Below are 18,342 nucleotides of genomic sequence, written 5' to 3' on the forward strand. Positions count from 1 at the left end.
AAATCACGGGACATGACGTCCCTGCGTGCCATGGTGCAGCGTCCATGATCACCATCGCGCCCGCTACCGCGGTGATCGTCGGTACCGTCGTCGCGCTGCTGCTGGTCGCGGGTGCGGTGCTGCTCGCGCTAGGGTTGCGCGCGCGTGCCGCGGCGGCCGGGGCGATCCGCGGGCGTGACGCGCTCGAGTCGCTGCTGGCGGTCGCGCCGATGCAGCCCGTGGTGGTCCATCCCGACGGGCGGGTCGAGATGGCGCGTCGCGTCGCCGATTGGCTCGGACTCTCGGGCGTGCCCTCCTATCTGCAGGAGCTGGAGGCGGCGGGCTGGGGGATGGACGCGTCCGATGGCGAGGCGATGGCGCGCGAGCTGTCGGCGTGCCAGCGCTCGGCGCGCGGCTTCACGCGCAGCCTGCACGCGCGCGACGGCCAACGCACGCTGACCGTGCAGGGCGAGCGGCGCGGCAGCGCGGTGATCCTGTGGTTCTACGATTCCACCGTCAGCGAGGGCGAGCGCCGCCGGCTGCGCGCCGAATATGCCGAGCTGTCCGACGCGTTCGACGCGCTCACGGGCCTGGTCGAGGCGGCGCCGCTGCCGATGTGGTACCGTGACAGCGACCTCCATATCGCGATCGTCAACTCGGCCTATGTCAGCGCGGTCGAGGGTAGCGACGCCGCCGACGTGGTCGGGCGCGGGCTCGAGCTGGTCGACGGCTCGGGGCAGGGCGGCCCCAGCGCCGGCGCCGAGGTGGCGCTCGTCGAGGGGCGGCCGCAGCAGCGCGTGCTGCCCGCCACGATCGGCGGCGCGCGGCGCTCGCTGCGGATCCACGACGTGCCGCTCCCGGTCGGCGGGGTCGCCGGCTACGCCATCGACATCGAGGAGCTGGAGCAGAGCCACCTGCGCGAGCGCCGCTTCGCCGACGCGCAGCGCGCCATGCTCGACCGGCTCTCCGCCGGCGTCGCGCAGTTCGGGCGCGACCGCAGCCTGGTGTTCTGCAACCAGCCGTTCCGCCGACTTTTCGCGATGCGGATCGAGTGGCTCGCCGATCGCCCCGAGTTCGACCGCGTGCTCGAGCGGATGCGCGAGGCCAATCGCGTGCCCGAGGTGCGTGACTTCCCCGGCTGGAAGGCGGAGCGGCGCGGCTGGTTCGTCGACGCCGAGGGCGCGATCGAGGAGAATTGGCACCTTCCGGGCGGCACGCACCTGCGCGTCGTCGCGCAGCCGCTGCCCGACGGCGGGCTGCTGCTGATCTTCGAGGACCGTACCGAGCAGGTCCAGCTCGCCAGCGCGCGCGACACGCTGCTGCGCGTCCGCACCGCCACCTTCGACAATCTGTTCGAGGCGCTCGGCGTGTTCGCCGCGGACGGGCGGCTGCAGCTGTGGAACAACCGCTTCCGCGCGCTCTGGGACCTTGACGAGGAGTTCCTCACCGGCCACCCCCGCGTCGACGTCATCGCCGAGAAGGTGGCGGCCAAGCTCTCCAACCCGCGTCGCGCGCGCTCCATCGCCGAGCTTGTCCGCGTCGCCACGGTCGAGCGGCAGCAGCGCGCCGGCCACATCGCGCTGGCGGACGGGCGCAACTTCGAGTTCGCCGCGGTGCCGCTGCCCGATGGCAACGCGCTGTTCACGATGCTCGACGTCACCGACAGCCGCGCGATGGAGCAGGCGCTGCGCGACCGCAACGACGCGCTCGAGGCGGCCGACCGGGTCAAGACCGCCTTCGTCGCCAACATGAGCTACGAGCTGCGCACGCCGCTCACCTCGATCAGCGGCTTCGCTGAGATGCTCCACGGCGGTTACGCCGGCGAGCTGACCCCCGACGCGACCGCCTATCTCGACGCCATCCTCGACTCGGTCGACCGGCTCGGCCTGCTGATCGACGACGTGCTCGACCTCACCTCGACCGAGACCGGCGCGCGCCCGCTCGAGCGCGGCGACGTCGATCTCGGCGCGGTCGCGCGCGCCGCGGCGGACGCGCTGCGCGCCGCGGCCAAGCGCCACCACGTCGAGCTGGTGATCGAGGTGCAGCGGTCGGCGGGGCGGCTCACCGGCGACGCGCGTCGCATCCGCGAGGTGATCGAGCATCTGCTGCGCCACGCGGTCGGCTCGGCGCGCAGCGAGGGCCGCGTGCTGCTCCACGTCGACGGCAACGCCAAGACCGCGCGTATCATCGTCTCGGACGACGGCGAGGGTCTGCCGCCCGACCTGGCCGCACGCGCCTTCGACCGGTTCGCGCAGAGCGGCGTGTCGGCGGGCAGCGAGCGCGCGCTCGGGCTCGGCTTGCCGCTGGCCAAGCAGTTCGTCGAGGCGCACGGCGGGACGATCGCGTTGGTCAGCGAGCAGGGCGAGGGCACGCTGATCACGGTCGAGCTCCCCCGGCGATGAGCGTCGCCACGGGCACGCTGCGGCTGGCCGACGCCGCCGCGACCCTGGCGCTCGGCACCTCGCTCGCGCCGCTCCTGCGCGCCGGTGACGTTGTGACGCTGTCGGGCGGCCTCGGCGCGGGCAAGACCAGCCTCGCGCGCGGTGTACTCGCCGCGCTCGGCCTCGCCGAGGAGGCGCCGAGCCCGACCTTCGCGATTGTCCAGCCTTATGCGCCGCCTGAGGTGACGCTGCCGCTGCTCCACGTCGACCTGTACCGGCTCGACGATCCGGCCGAGGTCGAGGAGCTGGGGCTCGACGAGGCGCGGCTCGACTCGGCGCTGCTGATCGAGTGGCCCGAGCGCGCCGGCGCGGGGCGCTGGCCCGACGCGCTGGCGCTCACCCTCGCGGTCGCGCCGGACGGCGCGCGCCTATTGACTTGGGAGGCGCCGGCCGCTTGGGGAGCGCGATGGCGACCCCGATGATCCCGCCGGCGGACGCCGCGGCCTTTCTCGACACGCATGGCTGGCACCGGGCGCGCGTCGACCCGCTCGCGGGCGACGCCTCGTTCCGCCGCTATTTCCGCGTCGTCGCGGGCGAGCGCCGCGGCATCCTGATGGACGCGCCGCCCCCGCATGAGGACCCGCGCCCTTTCCTCGACGTCGCGCGCTGGCTCACCGAGCGCGGCTTCGCCGCTCCCGCGGTCCACGCCGTCGACCTCGAGCGCGGGCTGGTGCTGCTCGAGGATTTCGGCGACGAGCGGCTGCGCGAGACCGCCGACGCCGACCCGGACGCGGCGGTGCCGCTCTACGCCGCCGCGATCGACCTGCTGGTGGCGCTGCGCGCGCATCCCGCCGCCGCGGTGCGCGCGTATGACCGCGCCGAGCTGCAGCGCGAGGCGGGGCTGCTCATCGACTGGTACTGCCCCGCGATCGGCGTGGAGGTCGACGTCGACGGCTATCGCACCGCCTGGGACGAGGTGCTCGGCCACGCCGACGCGGCGGTGCCGGTGACGGTGCTGCGCGACTATCACGCCGAGAATCTCATGCTGGTGGGCGCCGACCGCTCGCTCGGGCTGCTCGACTTCCAGGACGCGCTCGCGGGCCACCCCGCCTACGATCTCGTCTCGCTGCTGCAGGACGCGCGCCGCGACGTCGATCCCTCACTGGAGGATCGTATGCTGGCGCGCTACCGCGCCGCGACGGGGGAGGGAGAGGCGTTCCTGCGCGCCTATCACGTGCTCGGCGCGCAGCGGAACGCCAAGATCATCGGCATCTTCACGCGGCTGTGGCGGCGCGACGGCAAGCCGCGCTACCCGGCGCTGTGCCCGCGCGTCTGGGGCTATCTCGAGCGCGACCTGGGGCAGCCCGTGCTCGCACCGGTGGCGCGCTGGTTCGCGGACAACCTGCCGCCCGAGCGGCGCGGCGACCCGATGCTGATCGCCGGCGCGCGCGCGTGACCCGCCCGCGCTACATCCGTCCCGACCCGGGCGCGCGCGTGCCGCGCACCGCGATGGTGATGGCGGCGGGGATCGGCAAGCGCATGCGACCGCTCACCGCGACGCGGCCCAAGCCGCTGGTCGAGGTGGCGGGGCGCGCGCTGCTCGACCACGTCTTCGACCGGCTGCGCTCGGCCGGGGTCGAGCGCGCGGTCGTCAACGTCCACTATCTCGCCGACGCGCTGGAGGCGCACCTGCGCCACCGCGTCCACGGCATCGAGGTGATCGTGTCGGACGAGCGCGAGCGGCTGATGGAGACCGGCGGCGGCCTGGTACAGGCGCGCGCGCTGCTCGGCGATGAACCCTTCCTCGTCGTCAACAGCGACAATTTCTGGCTCGACGGACCGACCGACGCGATCCGCCAACTCGCCGCGCGCTGGGATGGCGCCACGATGGACGCGCTGATGCTGATGGTGCCCTGCGCCCGCGCGCACAATCACGGCGGGCAGGGCGACTTCCATCTCGCGCCGAACGGTCGCGTCACCGGCCGGCGCCAGCCCGGCCGCGTCGCGCCCTTCGTCTATACCGGCGTGCAGATCATGGCGCCGTCACTGATCCGCGACTGGCCCGAGGGGCCGTTCTCCACCAACGTCTTCTGGAACCGCGCGATCGCGGCGGGGCGCGCCTATGGCTTCGTCCACCAGGGTTTATGGTCCGAGGTCAACGTGCCCGGCGCGATCGCGCGCACCGAGGCGCTGCTCGCCGATGTCTGAGGCGCCCGGCCGCCGGCGCGGCCCGCGGCTCTACGCGATCCCGGCGCACCGCGCCTTCGCCGACGCGCTCGTCGCCGGGCTGCTGCGTCGGCACGGCGGCGACCGGATGGCGCTCGCGCGCGGCCTCGTGCTGGTGCCCAACAACCGTGCCGGGCTGGCGATCAGCGAGGCGTTCGTTCGCGCCAGCGGCGGCGCGCTGCTGCTGCCACGCATCGTCGCGCTGGGCGGCGACGACCTGGAGGCGGCGGTCGGCGCCGCGCTCGACCCCGCTGACGCGGTGCCGCCGCTGCCGCCCGCGATCGACCCGCTCGAGCGCCGCATGATCCTCGCCCGGCTGGTGAGCGAGGAGCGCGCCGCGAGCGGGCGCGCGGTCGACGCCGCCGAGGCGGTGCTGCTCGCGGGCGAGCTGGCGCGCACGCTCGACCAGCTCCTCGTCGAGGAGGTGCCGCCCGAGAAGCTCGCCGCGATCGACCCGGGCGAGGGTCTGTCGGACCATTGGGAGGCCTCGCTGCGGCTGTTCCGGTTGCTGCTCGAGCGCTGGCCGCAGGAGCGCGAGCGGCGCGGCCGTGTCGACGCGGCGTGGCGGCGCGGCCAGCTGCTCGACCGCCAGGCGGCGCGGTGGCGCGCCGAGCCGCCGGCGCACTTCGTCTGTGCGGCGGGCATCACCGATCCCGCCCCAGCGATCGCGCGGCTGCTGCGCGTCGTCGCGGAGTTGGAGCAGGGGGCGGTGGTGTTCGCCGACCTCGACCTGCACCTCCCCGAGGAGGAGTGGGACTCGCTCGGCCCGCACCGCCCCGACCCGGTCACCGGGCTGCGTCGCCGCGCCACCGAGGTCCACCCGCAGTATCACCTCAAGCTGCTGCTCGAGCGGATCGGCGCGGCGCGCGGCGAGGTGGTGCGCTGGGGCGCGGTGAGCGAGCAGGACGCGGGCGCCGCGCGCGGTCGCGCCATCGCCAACGCGCTCGCCCCGGCGGCCTTCACCGCCAAATGGACGCGGCTCGATGCCGCCGACCGCCGGCTCGCCGGGGTCGAGGCGGTCGAGCTCGCCACCCCCGCCGAGGAGGCGCAGGCAATCGCGCTCGCGCTGCGCGAGGTGGTCGAGACGCCCGGCCGCACCGCCGCGCTCGTCACCCCGGACCGCGCGCTGGCGCGCCGCGTCGCCGCGCACTGCCGGCGCTGGAACATCCAGGTGGACGACAGCGCCGGCCGCCCGCTGACGATCCTGCCGCCGGGCACGCTGCTGGCCGCGATCGTCGAGGCGGCGGCGCAGGACTTCGCGCCGATGGCGCTGCTGACCTTGCTCAAGCACCCGCTGATCCGCGCCGGCGCCGAGCGCGGCGCGTGGCTCGACGGGGTGCGCCGGCTCGACCGCGCGCTGCGCGGGCCGCGGCCGGGGCCGGGGCTCGACGGGATCGAGCGCCATCTCGTCGGCGGCAACGAGCGCGAGCGCGCGATCCGCTCACGCGCGGCCGAGTGGTGGCGCGAGGCGCGGCTGCTGCTCGACCCGGTCGCGCGCGTGTTCGGCGGCGGCGAGGCGCCGCTCGCGCCGCTGGTGGCGGGGCTTCGCGAGGCGGCGCAGCGGCTCGCCGGCGACGAGGCGTGGCGCGGTCCGGCGGGACGCGCCGCGGCCGACCTGCTCGCCGCGCTGGAGGAGCAGGCGCCGCGCGGCCCGGCACAGGTGGCGCCCGCCGGCTTCGCGACGATGCTGCGGCTGCTGATGGACGAATCGGCGATCCGCCTGCTGCCGCGCGAGCGCCACCCGCGGCTGGCAATCTACGGGCTGATCGAGGCGCGCCTCCAGTCTGCCGACCTGATGATCCTCGCGGGGCTCAACGAGGGGGTGTGGCCCGGCCTGCCCGCGCCCGACCCGTGGCTCGCACCTCGCGTCCGCGCCGAGCTGGGGCTCCCGGGGCTGGAGCGCGGCATCGGTGTCGCCGCGCACGATCTCGCGCAGGCGCTCGGCGCGCCGCGCGTGCTGCTCACCCGCGCGCGGCGCGACCAGCGCTCGCCCGCGCTCGCCTCGCGCTTCTGGCTCCGGCTGGAGGCGATGACGGGCGAGCGCTTCCCGCGCACCACCGCGCTGGCCGAGTGGGCGCGGGCGCTCGATCACGGCGGGCCACCGCGCCCCGCGGCGCGCCCCGCGCCGCTGCCCCCCGCGGCGCTGCGCCCGCGCGCGATCTCGGTGACCGAGGTCGATCGGCTCAAGGCCGACCCTTACGCCTTCTACGCGCGCCGCATCCTCAGGCTGCTGCCGCTCGACCCGGTCGACGCGGATCCCAGCGCGGCGTGGCGCGGCACCGCGGTCCACGCCGTGCTCGAGGCCTGGGCGCGCGACGATCGCTGCGACCCCGCCGCGCTGCTGCCGCGCGCGCGACGGCTGCTCCAGGATCCGGCGGCGCACCCGCTGCTGCGCGCGCTGTGGCAGCCGCGACTGGTCGCCGCGTTCGAGTGGGTCGCCGAGCGGACGCTGGCGGACCGCGCCGAGGGGCGGGAGGTGCTGGCGGTCGAGGGCCGTGGCCGCGCCGAGCTGTCGGGCATCGCGCTGGACGGTCGCTTCGACCGGATCGACCGCATGCCCGACGGCGGGCTCGGCATCGTCGATTACAAGACCGGCAAGGCGCCCTCGGTCGCGGCGGTGCGCGGTGGGTTCAATCTCCAGCTCGGGCTGCTCGGCGCGATCGCGGAGCAGGGCGGCTTCGACGGCGTCACCGGCGCGGCGACCGCATTCGAATATTGGTCGCTCGCGAGGAAGGGCGAGGGCTTCGGCTCGGTCAGCTCGCCCGCCGACCCGGCGGGCAAGGGCGGTCGTATCCCGACCGGCGAGTTCGTCGCCGCCGCGCGCGACAGCTTCGCTCAGGCCGCGGCGCGGTGGCTCACCGGCGAGGAGGCGTTCACCGCCAAGCTCCACCCCGAGTTCGCGCCCTACGCGGAGTACGACCAGCTGATGCGTCGCGACGAATGGTACGGGCGGGAGCAGGCGCGTGGCTGAGCGCGCGGTCGGACCGTTGCCCATGCTGCGCGGCGAGCAGCTCCGCGCCAGCCGACCCGAGGCGCATGTCTGGCTCTCGGCCTCGGCCGGGACGGGCAAGACCCAGGTGCTCGCCGCGCGCGTGTTCCGGCTGCTGCTGCGCGACGTCGAGCCCGGCGCGATCCTGTGCCTCACCTTCACCAAGGCGGGCGCGGCCGAGATGGCGGGGCGGATCAACCGCCAGCTCGCCGCCTGGGTGCGGATGGACGAGACCGAGCTGGCCGCCGACCTGCTCGCGCTCGGCGAGCGCACCACGCCCGCGCTGATCGCGCGCGCGCGCACGCTGTTCGCCAAGGTGCTCGACGCGCCCGGCGGGGGGTTGCGCATCCAGACCATCCACGGCTTCTGCCAGGGGTTGCTCGCCGCTTTCCCGATCGAGGCCGGTCTGGTGCCGGGCTTCCGCCCGCTCGAGCCGCGCGAGGAGGCGCTGCTGCGGCGCCGGGCCCTCTCGGACCTGCTGGTCGACGCCGAGCGCGAGGGGCGCGCCGCGCCGGTCGAGACGATCGGCCGGCTCAGCCTTCGGCTCGGCGAGCAGGGCGCGGAGCAGTTCCTCGTCGCCTGCGCGCGCGCCGGCGCCGCGCTGGAGGCGCTGCCGAGCGGGATCGCGCCGTTCGTCCGCGGCCAGCTGGGCGTGCCGCTCGGCGACCTCGACTCGCACGTCCACGACGCCTGCGGCGACGACCGCGTCGACCGTGCCGCGCTCGACCGGCTCGTCGCGCTCAACCGCGGCTGGGGCACCAAGAGCGGGGTCGAGCGCGCCGAGGCGATCGGTGCCTGGCTCGCCGCCGCGCCCGCCGCGCGCGCCGCCACGCTCGACCGGCTGCACCTCGTCTGGGCGCGCAAGGACGGCGAGCCGCAGTCGTTCGGCAAGGGCCGCGCCCCCGCCGATCCCGATTACGCCGACCACGCGCTGCGCCTCCACGGCTGGTGCGGCGAGCTGCTGCTGCTGCGCAGCCGCGCCGCCTATGCCGACCTGCTCGGCGCCGCGCTGGAGGTGGGGCGCGACTATGCGCGCGGCTATGCCGCCGCCAAGCGCCGTGCCGGCGCGGTCGACTTCGACGATCTGATCGGCGCCGCGGTCGCGCTGCTCCAGCAGGACGGCATCGGCGAGTGGATCCGCTACAAGCTCGACCAGCAGACCGAGCACGTCCTGGTCGACGAGGCCCAGGATACCAACGTGGCGCAGTGGACGATCGTGCGCGCGCTGGTGGACGAGTATTTCGTCGGCCGCGGCGTCTTCGCGCCTTCGGTACGGACGCTCTTCACCGTGGGTGACCTGAAGCAGGCAATCTTCGGCTTCCAGGGCACCGATCCCTCCACCTTCCTCGCCGCGGAGCGGCACTTCCAGCGCAAGGCGGGCGAGGTGGCGGGCCACGACGACATGCCCGACGACGAGCGCGGCCTGCCGTTCGACCGGCTCTCACTGACCGAGTCGTTCCGCTCGACCGCGCCGGTGCTCGAGTTCGTCGACGCCGCGATCGCGCAGCTCGGCGCCGAGGCGCTCGGCTCGCTCGACACCATCCCCGCCCACGCCAGCCGCGTCGCCGGCCCCGGCGCGGTGACGCTGTGGCCCGCGGTCGCCGCGGGCACGAGCGAGGCGGAGGAGGACGGCGAGGAGGGCTGGGCCGACGACGCGGTGCGCCGCAACGCCTCGGACGTCGCGCGCCAGGTGCGCGACTGGCTGCGCCCGGTGGAGGAGGGCGGGCTGCTGCTCGGCAGCAAGGGACGCGGGCTGCGGCCCGAGGACGTGATGATCCTGGTCAAGCGCCGCGGCGAGCTGGCGCAGCTGCTCGTCGCGCGGCTGTACGCCGAGGGCGTGCCGGTCGCGGGCGTCGACCGGCTGCGACTGTCCGCGCCGCTGGCGGTGCAGGACCTGCTCGCCGCGATCCGCTTCGCGCTCCAGCCCGAGGACGACCTCAGCCTGGCCAGCCTGCTCGTCTCGCCGCTGGTCGGCTGGAGCCAGGACGAGCTGATGGCGCGCGCGGTACCGCGCGAGGGGGGGCTGTGGCGGCATCTGCGCCAGACCTGCGGCGACGCGGTCGCGCCGGTCGCCGCGCTGCTGGCGAGCGCCGACTATGACACGCCCTATCGCTTCCTCGAGCAGCTGCTGTCCGGCCCGCTCGAGGGGAGACGCAAGCTGCTGGCGCGGCTGGGCGAGGAGGCGCGCGACCCGATCGAGGAGCTGCTCAACGCCGCGCTCGACTTCGAGCTCGATTCGACCCCGTCGCTGCAGCGCTTCCTCGACTGGTTCGAGCGCGACGAGGTCGAGATCGTGCGCGACGCCGCCGCGCCGCTCGACGCGGTGCGCGTGATGACCGCGCACGGCGCGAAGGGCCTGCAGGCGCCGCTGGTGATCCTCGCCGACGCCACCGCCGACCCCGACGCGACGCCGCGATCGGTCCTGGCGTGGACGCCCGAGGACATGGAGCTGGCGGTGCCCGTCTTCCGCCCGCGCGCGACCGAGCGCGCCGGCGCGATCGACGCCGCGCTCGCCGCGGCCGAGCGGCGCGAGCGCGAGGAGCATTGGCGGCTCTTCTACGTCGCCGCGACCCGCGCCGAGGAGCGGCTGGTGATCGCCGGGTCGCTCAGCGCCAAGTGGCAGGGCGTGCCGCCAGAGGCGAGCTGGTATGCCGCGGCGGCGCGCACGCTCGACGCGCTCGGCGTTCCCGCGGCCGCGGAGGGCGAGCGCAGCTTCCTCGGCCACGTGCCCGCGGCCCCGGTCACGGCCAAGCGTGCCGCGTCGGCGGTCGCAGCGACCGCGCCGCTGCCCGAATGGGCCCGGCGCGACGCGCCCGAGGACGCCCGGCCGCCGCGCCCGCTCACGCCCTCGTCGATCGGCGACGACTCGGTCGCCGACCCGCCGCCGACGCCCGCCACCGGCGCCGCGGCCGAGCGCGGGCGGCTGCTCCACGCGTTGTTCGAGCGGCTGCCCCCGCTCGCGCCCGAGCGTCGCGCCGCCGCCGCCGCGGCCTGGCTCGCCCAGCGCGGCGTGGCCGATCCCGCACCGATGGTCGCCGCGGTGCTCGCGGTGCTCGACGACCCCGCGTTGGCACCGCTGTTCGGTCCGGAGTCTCTCGCCGAGGCACCGATCAGCGCGACCCTCCCCTCGGGTCGGGTCATCTCGGGCACGGTCGACCGGCTGCTGCTCGGCGACGGCGTCGTGCGCGTGATCGATTACAAGTCCTCGCGCGCCGTGCCCGAGCGCGCCGCGGACGTGCCCGACTATCATCTGCGCCAGATGGCCGCCTATGCCGCGGCGCTGGAGGTGATCGTCCCGGGCGCGCGGGTGGAGGCGGCGCTGCTCTACACCGCGGCGGCGCGGCTGATCGTGCTGCCCGAGGCGCAGCTCGCCCCGGTCAAGCGCCGCTTGGCGGGGCCGGAGCAAAGCTTGGGGCTGGACGGTTGAGCGCGCGGGTGCGGCGCCCTAGCTAAGGCGCAACGAAGGAGAAACACGATGGCCACCAAGACGATCACCGACGCCAGCTTCCAGAGCGACGTGCTCCAGGCAGACAAGCCGGTGCTGGTGGATTTCTGGGCCGAGTGGTGCGGGCCGTGCAAGATGATCGGGCCGTCGCTCGAGGAGATCAGCGAGGAGCTGGGCGAGCAGGTCACCATCGCCAAGCTCAACATCGACGACAACCCCGACGCCCCCGGCCGCTACGGCGTGCGCGGCATCCCGACGATGATCCTGTTCAAGGGTGGCGCGCCGGCCGCGACCAAGATCGGCGCCGAGCCCAAGGGGCGGATCAAGGCGTGGCTCGAGGGCGAGCTCGCCTGAGTCGCCGATCGCCGGACCGGGTCAGCCCGGTCTCCCGGCCCCCGTCGCCCGCGCCTAGGGATAGGCGCGGGCTTCGGCGTTTCAGGGGGATGAATGTACGCGATCGTGTTCGACCTCGACGCGACCATCCTCGAGCGGCGCTATCCCAGCCCCTCGCTGCGCGACGCCTATCGCGAGGTGAGCGATATCCTGCGCCATCACGGCTTCGCGCAGCGCGACGGCGCCAGTCTCTACGTCAGCGACGCGGCCAAGGCGGTCGACTGCGTGCTCGCGGTGCAGGACCTCAGCCGGATCTGCGCCTGGTTCGCGCCGTCGGTGCTCGACATCCGCATGCTCCGCATCGACGAGGAGAGCGACCTGTCCGCCGCGCTGCGGTGAGGGACTGTCGCGGTGCTCCCGCGCACGGGGGGAGCCTCGGCGGCGGTCCATCTCGCTTGAACCGTCCTGCTCCCGCATATACACGAGCTTCGGGCCACTTAGACCACCCTTGTGGTTCTGGGCTCCGGCGCTCGCCGTTGGACGGTGAGCGTCGAGCACAGGCTTCCTAAGCCAGCAGCGTCTCCGGCTCGCGCGCGAGCAGGTGCACGACGTCCCTGCCTGGCCGCGCCACCTGCCGCACACCCGCCCCGCGGAGCGCCGCTTCGTCGACTGCGCCGCCGCCCAGCTCGACCCGCACGCGGCCGGCGTGGACGCTGGCGCCGCGCACGTTGCCGGCGCCGCCGAGTGCGGCGAGCAGCGCGGGTGCCAGCGTCACCGCCGTCGCGGCGGGGGCGGGCGCCTCGGCCGTCGCGACCGGCGTGCCGCCACCCGCCGCGAGCGCGTCCCGGATCTCGACCGCGACGCTGTCGGCGACGGGCCCGAGCACCACCTGCAGCGCGGTCGGGGAGGGGCGGATCACCCCGCGCGCGCCGAGCGCCTTGAGCGCGGCCTCGTCCACCGCCGCCTGGTCGCGCACCCCGAGCCGCAGCCGGGTGGTGCAGGCGCCGACATTGGTGAGGTTGGCGCCCCCGCCGAGCGCGCGCGCGAACGCCGCGCCGCGCTCACCTACCGCGACCGGGGCCGCGGCCGTCGCGGGGGCGTCGTCGCGCCCCGGCGTCTTGAGGTTGAGCTTGGCGATGAAGAAGCGGAACAGCGCGTAGTAGAGCACGGCATATACCGCGCCGACCGGCAGCAGCAGCAGCGGACGCGTCGCCTTGGAGAAGTTGAGGACATAGTCGAGCAGCCCGGCGGAGAAGCCGAACCCCAGCTTCACCCCCAGCGCCGCCATCAGCGACATCGACAGCCCGGTCAGCACCGCGTGAACCGCGTACAGCACGGGCGCGAGGAACATGAAGCTGAACTCGATCGGCTCGGTCACGCCGGTCAGTGCCGAGGTGAGCGCGAGGCTGAACAGCATGCCGCCCACTTCCTTGCGACGGTCTTTCGGTGCGGCGTGGTACATCGCCAGGCAGGCGGCGGGCAGGCCGAACATCATGATCGGGAAGAAGCCGGCCATGAACGCGCCCGCGCTCGGATCGCCCGCGAAGAAGCGCCGCAGGTCGCCGTTGGCGCCGTGATAGTCGCCCATCACGAACCAGGCGATGTTGTTGATCAGATGGTGTAGGCCGGTGACGAGCAGCAGCCGGTTGAGCAGCCCGAACAGGAACAGGCCGACGCTGCCAGCGCCGGTGATCGCGTAGCTCAGCTGGTCGATCCCGCTGCTGATCCCCGCGAAGCCGAGCCCGACCGCGACCGCCAGCACCAGCCCGGCGACCCCGCTGACGATCGGCACGAAGCGTCGGCCGCCGAAGAAGGCGAGATACTCGGGCAGCTTCACGGTGGAGAAGCGGTTGTAGAAGCCGCCGCCGACCAGCCCCGAGATGATGCCGATCGGCACGTCGAGCCGAGCGATCGCCTTCGCCTTCCACGCCGCGACGGCGAGATCGAGGCTCGCGCCGGTCAGCCCGGCGGTGACCTCGGGCGGCACCGTCAGCAGCACCTTCGACGCCTCGGTCGCGACCAGGAAGCACACCATGCCCGCGAGGCAGGCGGCACCGTTGCCATCGCGCGCGAAGCCGGTGGACACGCCGATCGCGAAGAGGAGCCCGAGATGGTTGAAGATCGCGTCGCCCGCCGCGCTGACGAAGGCGATGTTGAGCAGGTCGGGCTGGCCGAGCCGCAGCAGCAGGCCCGCGATCGGCAGCACCGCGATCGGCAGCATCAGCGCGCGGCCGAGCGGCTGGAGCGTTCCCAAGATCGACTTCATCGTGCGAACTCCCGTGCGAGCTGGCGGACCTCGGCGGCCCCCGCGCAGTCGAGCGCGGCGCGGGCGTGATCGCGCGCGCGGACCATGTCGAGGTCGCGCACCAGCGCCTTGATGTCGGCGACCGCGGCGGGCGCGACCGACAGCTCGGTGACGCCGAGCCCGACCAGGATCGGCACCGCGAGCGGGTCGGAGGCGAGCCCGCCGCACACGCCGGTCCAGCGCGCGTGGCGCGCGCCGCCCGCGACGGTCTGCTCGATCAGGCGCAGCACCGCGGGGTGGAGCCCGTCGAGCGCGCCCGCCACCGCGGCGTTCCCGCGGTCCATCGCCAGTGCATATTGGGTGAGATCGTTGGTGCCGATCGACAGGAAGTCGGCCTCGAGCGCCAGCTGCGCCGCGGTCACCGCGGCGGCGGGGGTCTCGACCATGATGCCGAGCTCGACCCCGTCGCCGCCGCCGACGCGGTCGAGCGCGGCGCGGACCTGGCGCAGCTCGTCGAGCCCGACCACCATCGGCACCATGATGCGGCATTGGCCCATCGGGCGCACCGCGAGGATCGCGCGCAGCTGGTCGTCGAGGATCTCGGGGTGCGCCAGCCCGACGCGAATGCCGCGGAGGCCGAGCGCCGGGTTTTCCTCGGGCCCGATCGGCAGATAGGGCGCGGGCTTGTCGCCGCCGATGTCGAGCAGGCGGACGATCACCGGCCTGCCCGCGAGCGCGTCCGCGACCGACTGATAGGCCGCGGTCTGCTCGGCGACGTCGGGGGCGGTGGTGCGGTCGAGGAACAGCAGCTCGGTGCGGAGCAGCCCGCAACCCTCGGCGCCGTTGGCCGCGGCGACGCGCGCGTCCTCGGCGGAGCCGCAGTTGGCGACCACCTCGATCCGGGTGCCGTCGGCGGTGCGGCACTCTTCGGCGGCGCGCGCGCGCGCGGCGGCGCGGCGCGCGGTCACGGCGGCGAGGCGCGCCTCGGCCTCGGCGACCAGCTCGGGCGAGGGCGCGACGTGGAGCAGCCCCTCACTCGCGTCGAGCACGACCCGCGCGCCGTCGGCCAGGTCGCGCACCGGTGCGCCGAGTGCCACCAGCGCGGGCAGCCCGCGGGAGGCGGCGAGGATCGCGACGTGCGAGGTCGGGCCGCCGCGCTCGATCGCCAGCCCCGCGACGCGGTCCAGGTCGAGCGCCATCAGCTGCGACGGCAGCAGGTCGTCGGCGAGGAGGATCGCGCCCTGGGGCAGCGTCGCGACCTCCTGCTCCACCCCCATCAGCCGCGCGATCAGCTGACGCTCGAGGTCGCGCATGTCGTCGGCGCGCTCGGCCAGCCGAGGGTCGCCGCCGGCGCGCAGCGCCTCGGCCTGCGGCCGGATCGCGTCGCGCCATGCCCGCGCCGCGCTCGCGCCACCCGCGATCGCGCGGTGCGCGGCGTCGACCAGCGCGGGGTCGGCGAGCATGTCGGCGTGCGCCTGGAAGATCGCGCGCGCCGGACCGGTCGCGCCCGCCGAGCGCGCGCCGAGGTCGTCGGCGAGCGCGGCGCGCGCGGACTCGAAGCACGCTTCCTCCGCGGCGATGCCCGCCCCGGCGGCGGGGACGTCGAGGTCGCGCACCTGCCAGCGCGCGACGGCGCCGATCGCGAGACCGGGCGAGGCGGTGACGCCGGCGATGGCGCCCTCGGGCACCGCGCGCGGCGCGATCGGGGCGGGGGTGGTGGTCGGCCCGCCCGCGTCGAGATCGGTGGCGAGCAGGTCGGCGATCGCGGTGACCGCCGCCTCGGCGTCCGCGCCGCGCGCCTCGATCGTGAGCGCGTCGCGGTGCGCGACGATCAGCGAGAGCAGGCCGACCGGGCTGCGCGCGCTGGCCGAGCGCTCGCCCTTTGTGAGCATGACGTCGGCGGTGAAAGTCTTGGCGGCGGCGGCGATCTTCGCGGCGGGGCGGGCGTGGATGCCGTGCGACAGGGCCACCGTCACCGCGCGGCGGACCGCGGGTCCCTCCCCCGCGTCACTGACCGTCTCGGCGTGAAGCGCCACGAGCGTGAGCAGCGGCGTGCCGAGCGCCACCGCCCCCGCCTCGGCGCGCTCGGCGATGGTGAAGCGCTCGCCGTTGGTGACGATCACGGGGGTGATCGCCGCCTGCGCTTCCCGCACGATCAGGTCGAGGTCGAAGCGGATCAGCGGCTGACCGCGCGTCACCGTCGCGCCCGCCGCGACCAGCGGCTCGAAGCCGCGCCCGTCGAGCGCGACCGTGTCGATGCCGAGATGGATCAGCAGCTGCGCGCCCTCGGCCGTCTCCAGCGTGATCGCGTGGCCGCTCGGCTGCACCACCAGCACGCGCGCGTCGCACGGCGCCACCAGCGTGTCCCCGGTCGGGTCGATCGCCAGTCCGTCTCCCAGCATCCGCTCCGCGAAGACCGCGTCGACGACCTCGTCGAGCGGGCTGACCCAGCCCTCCAGCGGTGCGGTCAGCGAGATGGTGGCCATGGATGCTCCGGACGGGGGAAGGGGATGGGTCAGGCGACGGGCTCGCCGAGCGCCGGCTGGAGCAGCGCGACGCGCTCCGCGCCGCCGACCCAGGTGCCGAGCGGTTGGAGGTCGGCGTCGAGCCGCACCCAGTCGGCGCGCAGCCCGACGGCGAGCGCGCCGCGCTTCGCCTCCAGGCCGAGGAAGGCGGCGGGGCTCGTCGCCGCCAGCGCCGCCGCGGTCTCTGGCGCGAGGCCGAGCCGCCGCACCGCGTTGCGCACCGCGCCCGCCATGTCGAGGTCGGAACCCGCGAGGGTGCCGTCGGCGCCGACGCAGCGACCGTCCTCGACGTGGATCGGCTTGCCCTGCAGCACGAAGTCCTTCCGCGCCGCGCCGACGCACGGCATCGCGTCCGACACCAGCATGAAGCGATCGACCGGGCGCGCGCGCAAGGCGATGCGCAGCGCGGCGTCGTCGACGTGGAAGCCGTCGACGATGATCCCGCACCAGGCGCGCTGGTCGTCGAGCGCGGCGCCGACCACGCCGGGCGCGCGATGCACCAGCGGCGACATCGCGTTGAAGAGGTGGGTCACCGCGGTCGCGCCCGCGGCGAAGGCGGCGGTGGCGGTGGCGTAGTCGGCGTCGGTATGGCCGAGGCACACCCGAACGCCCGACCGCGCCAGCGTCGCGATCTGGTCGGCGCTGACGCGTTCGGGCGCGAGCGTCACCATCACCACGCCGCGGCGGGGCTGGAGCAGCAGCGCCATCAGCTCGTCGTCCAGCGGCTGGAAGCGCGCGGGGTCGTGGATGCCCTTGCGCGCGAGGCTCAGCACCGGCCCCTCGACATGCGTGCCGAGCACGCCGGGCACGCCCGCCGCGATCGCCGCGTCGGTTGCGTCGAGCCCGCGCGCGATCACCGCGGGGCGGTCGCTGATCAGCGTCGGCATGAAGCCGGTGGTGCCATAAGGCGCGTGCGCGGCGCCGATCGCGGCGATGCCCTCGACCGTGGGCGTGTCGTTGAAGAGCACGCCGCCGCCGCCGTTGACCTGGGTGTCGATGAAGCCGGGCATCACCCAGCCGCCGTCGAGGTCGACCGCGTCGCGCTCGGCACCCGCGCGCAGCGCCGCGATCGTGCCGTCGCCGGCGACCTCGATCGTCGCCGCGTCGAGGACCCCGTCGCGCGTCGCGATCCGGCCGTTGCGGAAGCTGTGCGTCGTCATAGCGTCTTGGTGACCTTGCTGAGGTGGCGCGGCGAGTCCGGATCGAGCCCGCGCGCGACCGAGAGCGCGTTCGCCATGCGGTAGAAGCTCTGGATCATCAGCACTGGCTCGAGCGCGGGATGGTCGCGCAGCGCCGCGGGACTGCCCGCGCCGTCCCGCGCCGCATCGGCGAGCGCGACGCGGGCGTCGCGCTGCGCGAACTCGGCCGCCGCCTCGCGGACGCCGTCGCCGGCCTGGTCCGAGGTGGCGAAGGCGATCAGCGGGAAGCCGGCGTTGACGATCGCCATCGGCCCGTGGCGCACCTCGGCGCTGCTGAACGCCTCGGCGTGGAGCGCGCACGTCTCCTTGAGCTTGAGCGCCGCCTCCTGCGCGATGCCGAAGCCGAGGCCGCGGCCGATCACGAAAAGGTTGCTGGCGTCGCGAAGCAGCTCGACCACGCCGCTCCAGTCGAGCGCCCAGGCGGCGCCGAGCCGCTCGGGCAGGCGGTCGAGCGCGTCGGTGAGCGCGGCGTCCTGACTCCACTCGGCGGTGAGCAGCGCCAGCGCGGCGAGCGCGGCGATGTACGACTTGGTCGCGGCGACCGAGCGCTCCGGCCCGGCCATCAGCGGCACCAGCGTGTCCGCGGCCTCGGCGAGCGGGGAGCTGATGTCGTTGACCAGCGCGACGACGTGCGCGCCCGCCGCCTTCTGCGCGGCGACGCTGGCGAGCAGGTCGGGGCTGCGCCCGCTCTGCGAGATGGCGATGCACAGCGCGCCCGAGGGGGCGACGTCGGCGGCATAGACCGAGGCCACCGAGGGCGCGGCGGAGGCGACGGGCACGCCGACCAGCGTCTCGATCAGATACTTGCCATAGGTCGCGGCGTGATCGGACGAGCCGCGCGCGCAGGTGACGACCACCGCCGGCGGGGCGGCGCGCAGCCGCTCGCCGAGCGCGGCGAGCGTCGTGCGATTGGCCTCGATCAGCCGCGCCACGGCGGCGCCGGCCTCGGCCGCCTCGGCGTGCATCAGCGTGGCGCTCGCGTCCTTGGCCGGTGGCTGGTCGGTCGTCGCGATCATGCTG

Annotated in this window: 11 protein-coding genes and 1 pseudogene; 8 read left to right on the forward strand and 4 right to left on the reverse strand. The window is 75.0% G+C overall.

Annotated features, from left to right (window positions below; all coding sequences use genetic code 11):
• Positions 1–44 precede the first annotated feature (44 nt).
• The 8 genes and pseudogenes from KZ813_RS00600 (at position 45) to KZ813_RS00635 (ending at position 11,752) form a co-directional block, all read left to right on the forward strand.
• Entirely contained in the window at positions 45–2,381 is a 2,337-nt protein-coding gene (locus KZ813_RS00600; RefSeq protein WP_219753055.1) for a sensor histidine kinase, read from the forward strand.
• Positions 2,378–2,842, forward strand: a complete 465-nt coding sequence (gene tsaE / locus KZ813_RS00605) for a tRNA (adenosine(37)-N6)-threonylcarbamoyltransferase complex ATPase subunit type 1 TsaE (RefSeq protein WP_219753056.1) — start codon at positions 2,378–2,380, stop codon at positions 2,840–2,842. The genes KZ813_RS00600 and tsaE overlap by 4 nt, the downstream gene beginning before the upstream one ends.
• Positions 2,839–3,816, forward strand: coding sequence for an aminoglycoside phosphotransferase family protein (locus KZ813_RS00610; protein WP_219753374.1), 978 nt, complete (start codon positions 2,839–2,841; stop codon positions 3,814–3,816). Before tsaE ends, KZ813_RS00610 begins: the two co-directional genes overlap by 4 nt.
• On the forward strand, positions 3,813–4,568 hold the full coding sequence (locus tag KZ813_RS00615) for a nucleotidyltransferase family protein (RefSeq protein WP_308461749.1): 756 nt from the start codon (positions 3,813–3,815) through the stop codon (positions 4,566–4,568). The genes KZ813_RS00610 and KZ813_RS00615 overlap by 4 nt, the downstream gene beginning before the upstream one ends.
• Positions 4,561–7,557, forward strand: coding sequence for a double-strand break repair protein AddB (addB, locus tag KZ813_RS00620; RefSeq protein ID WP_219753057.1), 2,997 nt, complete (start codon positions 4,561–4,563; stop codon positions 7,555–7,557). Before KZ813_RS00615 ends, addB begins: the two co-directional genes overlap by 8 nt.
• Positions 7,558–7,579: 22 nt before the next feature.
• The gene (gene addA / locus KZ813_RS00625; RefSeq protein ID WP_219753376.1) at positions 7,580–11,002 is read left to right on the forward strand and encodes a double-strand break repair helicase AddA; all 3,423 of its coding nucleotides are present in this window, start codon (positions 7,580–7,582) and stop codon (positions 11,000–11,002) included.
• A gap of 42 nt (positions 11,003–11,044) precedes the next feature.
• Positions 11,045–11,374 (forward strand): annotated as a pseudogene (gene trxA, locus KZ813_RS00630) (thioredoxin); the annotation flags it as partial.
• Positions 11,375–11,467: 93 nt separating this feature from the next.
• Positions 11,468–11,752: a virulence factor gene (locus tag KZ813_RS00635; RefSeq protein ID WP_219753059.1), complete on the forward strand. Its 285-nt coding sequence runs from the start codon at positions 11,468–11,470 to the stop codon at positions 11,750–11,752.
• 166 nt (positions 11,753–11,918) lie between these two features.
• On the opposite strand, the gene nagE is transcribed toward KZ813_RS00635, so the two are convergent.
• From nagE to KZ813_RS00655, 4 genes are read right to left on the reverse strand one after another with little or no spacing between them, the layout of a single operon-like run.
• On the reverse strand, positions 11,919–13,619 hold the full coding sequence (gene nagE / locus KZ813_RS00640; protein WP_219753060.1) for an N-acetylglucosamine-specific PTS transporter subunit IIBC: 1,701 nt from the start codon (positions 13,617–13,619) through the stop codon (positions 11,919–11,921).
• Positions 13,616–16,084, reverse strand: a complete 2,469-nt coding sequence (gene ptsP, locus KZ813_RS00645) for a phosphoenolpyruvate--protein phosphotransferase (RefSeq protein WP_219753061.1) — start codon at positions 16,082–16,084, stop codon at positions 13,616–13,618. The genes nagE and ptsP overlap by 4 nt, the downstream gene beginning before the upstream one ends.
• Positions 16,085–16,113: 29 nt before the next feature.
• On the reverse strand, positions 16,114–17,283 hold the full coding sequence (gene nagA / locus KZ813_RS00650) for an N-acetylglucosamine-6-phosphate deacetylase (protein ID WP_219753062.1): 1,170 nt from the start codon (positions 17,281–17,283) through the stop codon (positions 16,114–16,116).
• Positions 17,280–18,338, reverse strand: a complete 1,059-nt coding sequence (locus KZ813_RS00655) for an SIS domain-containing protein (RefSeq protein ID WP_219753063.1) — start codon at positions 18,336–18,338, stop codon at positions 17,280–17,282. Before KZ813_RS00655 ends, nagA begins: the two co-directional genes overlap by 4 nt.
• Between the last annotated feature and the right edge of the window lie 4 nt (positions 18,339–18,342).

Source organism: Sphingomonas folli (assembly GCF_019429525.1).
Classification (GTDB): domain Bacteria; phylum Pseudomonadota; class Alphaproteobacteria; order Sphingomonadales; family Sphingomonadaceae; genus Sphingomonas; species Sphingomonas folii.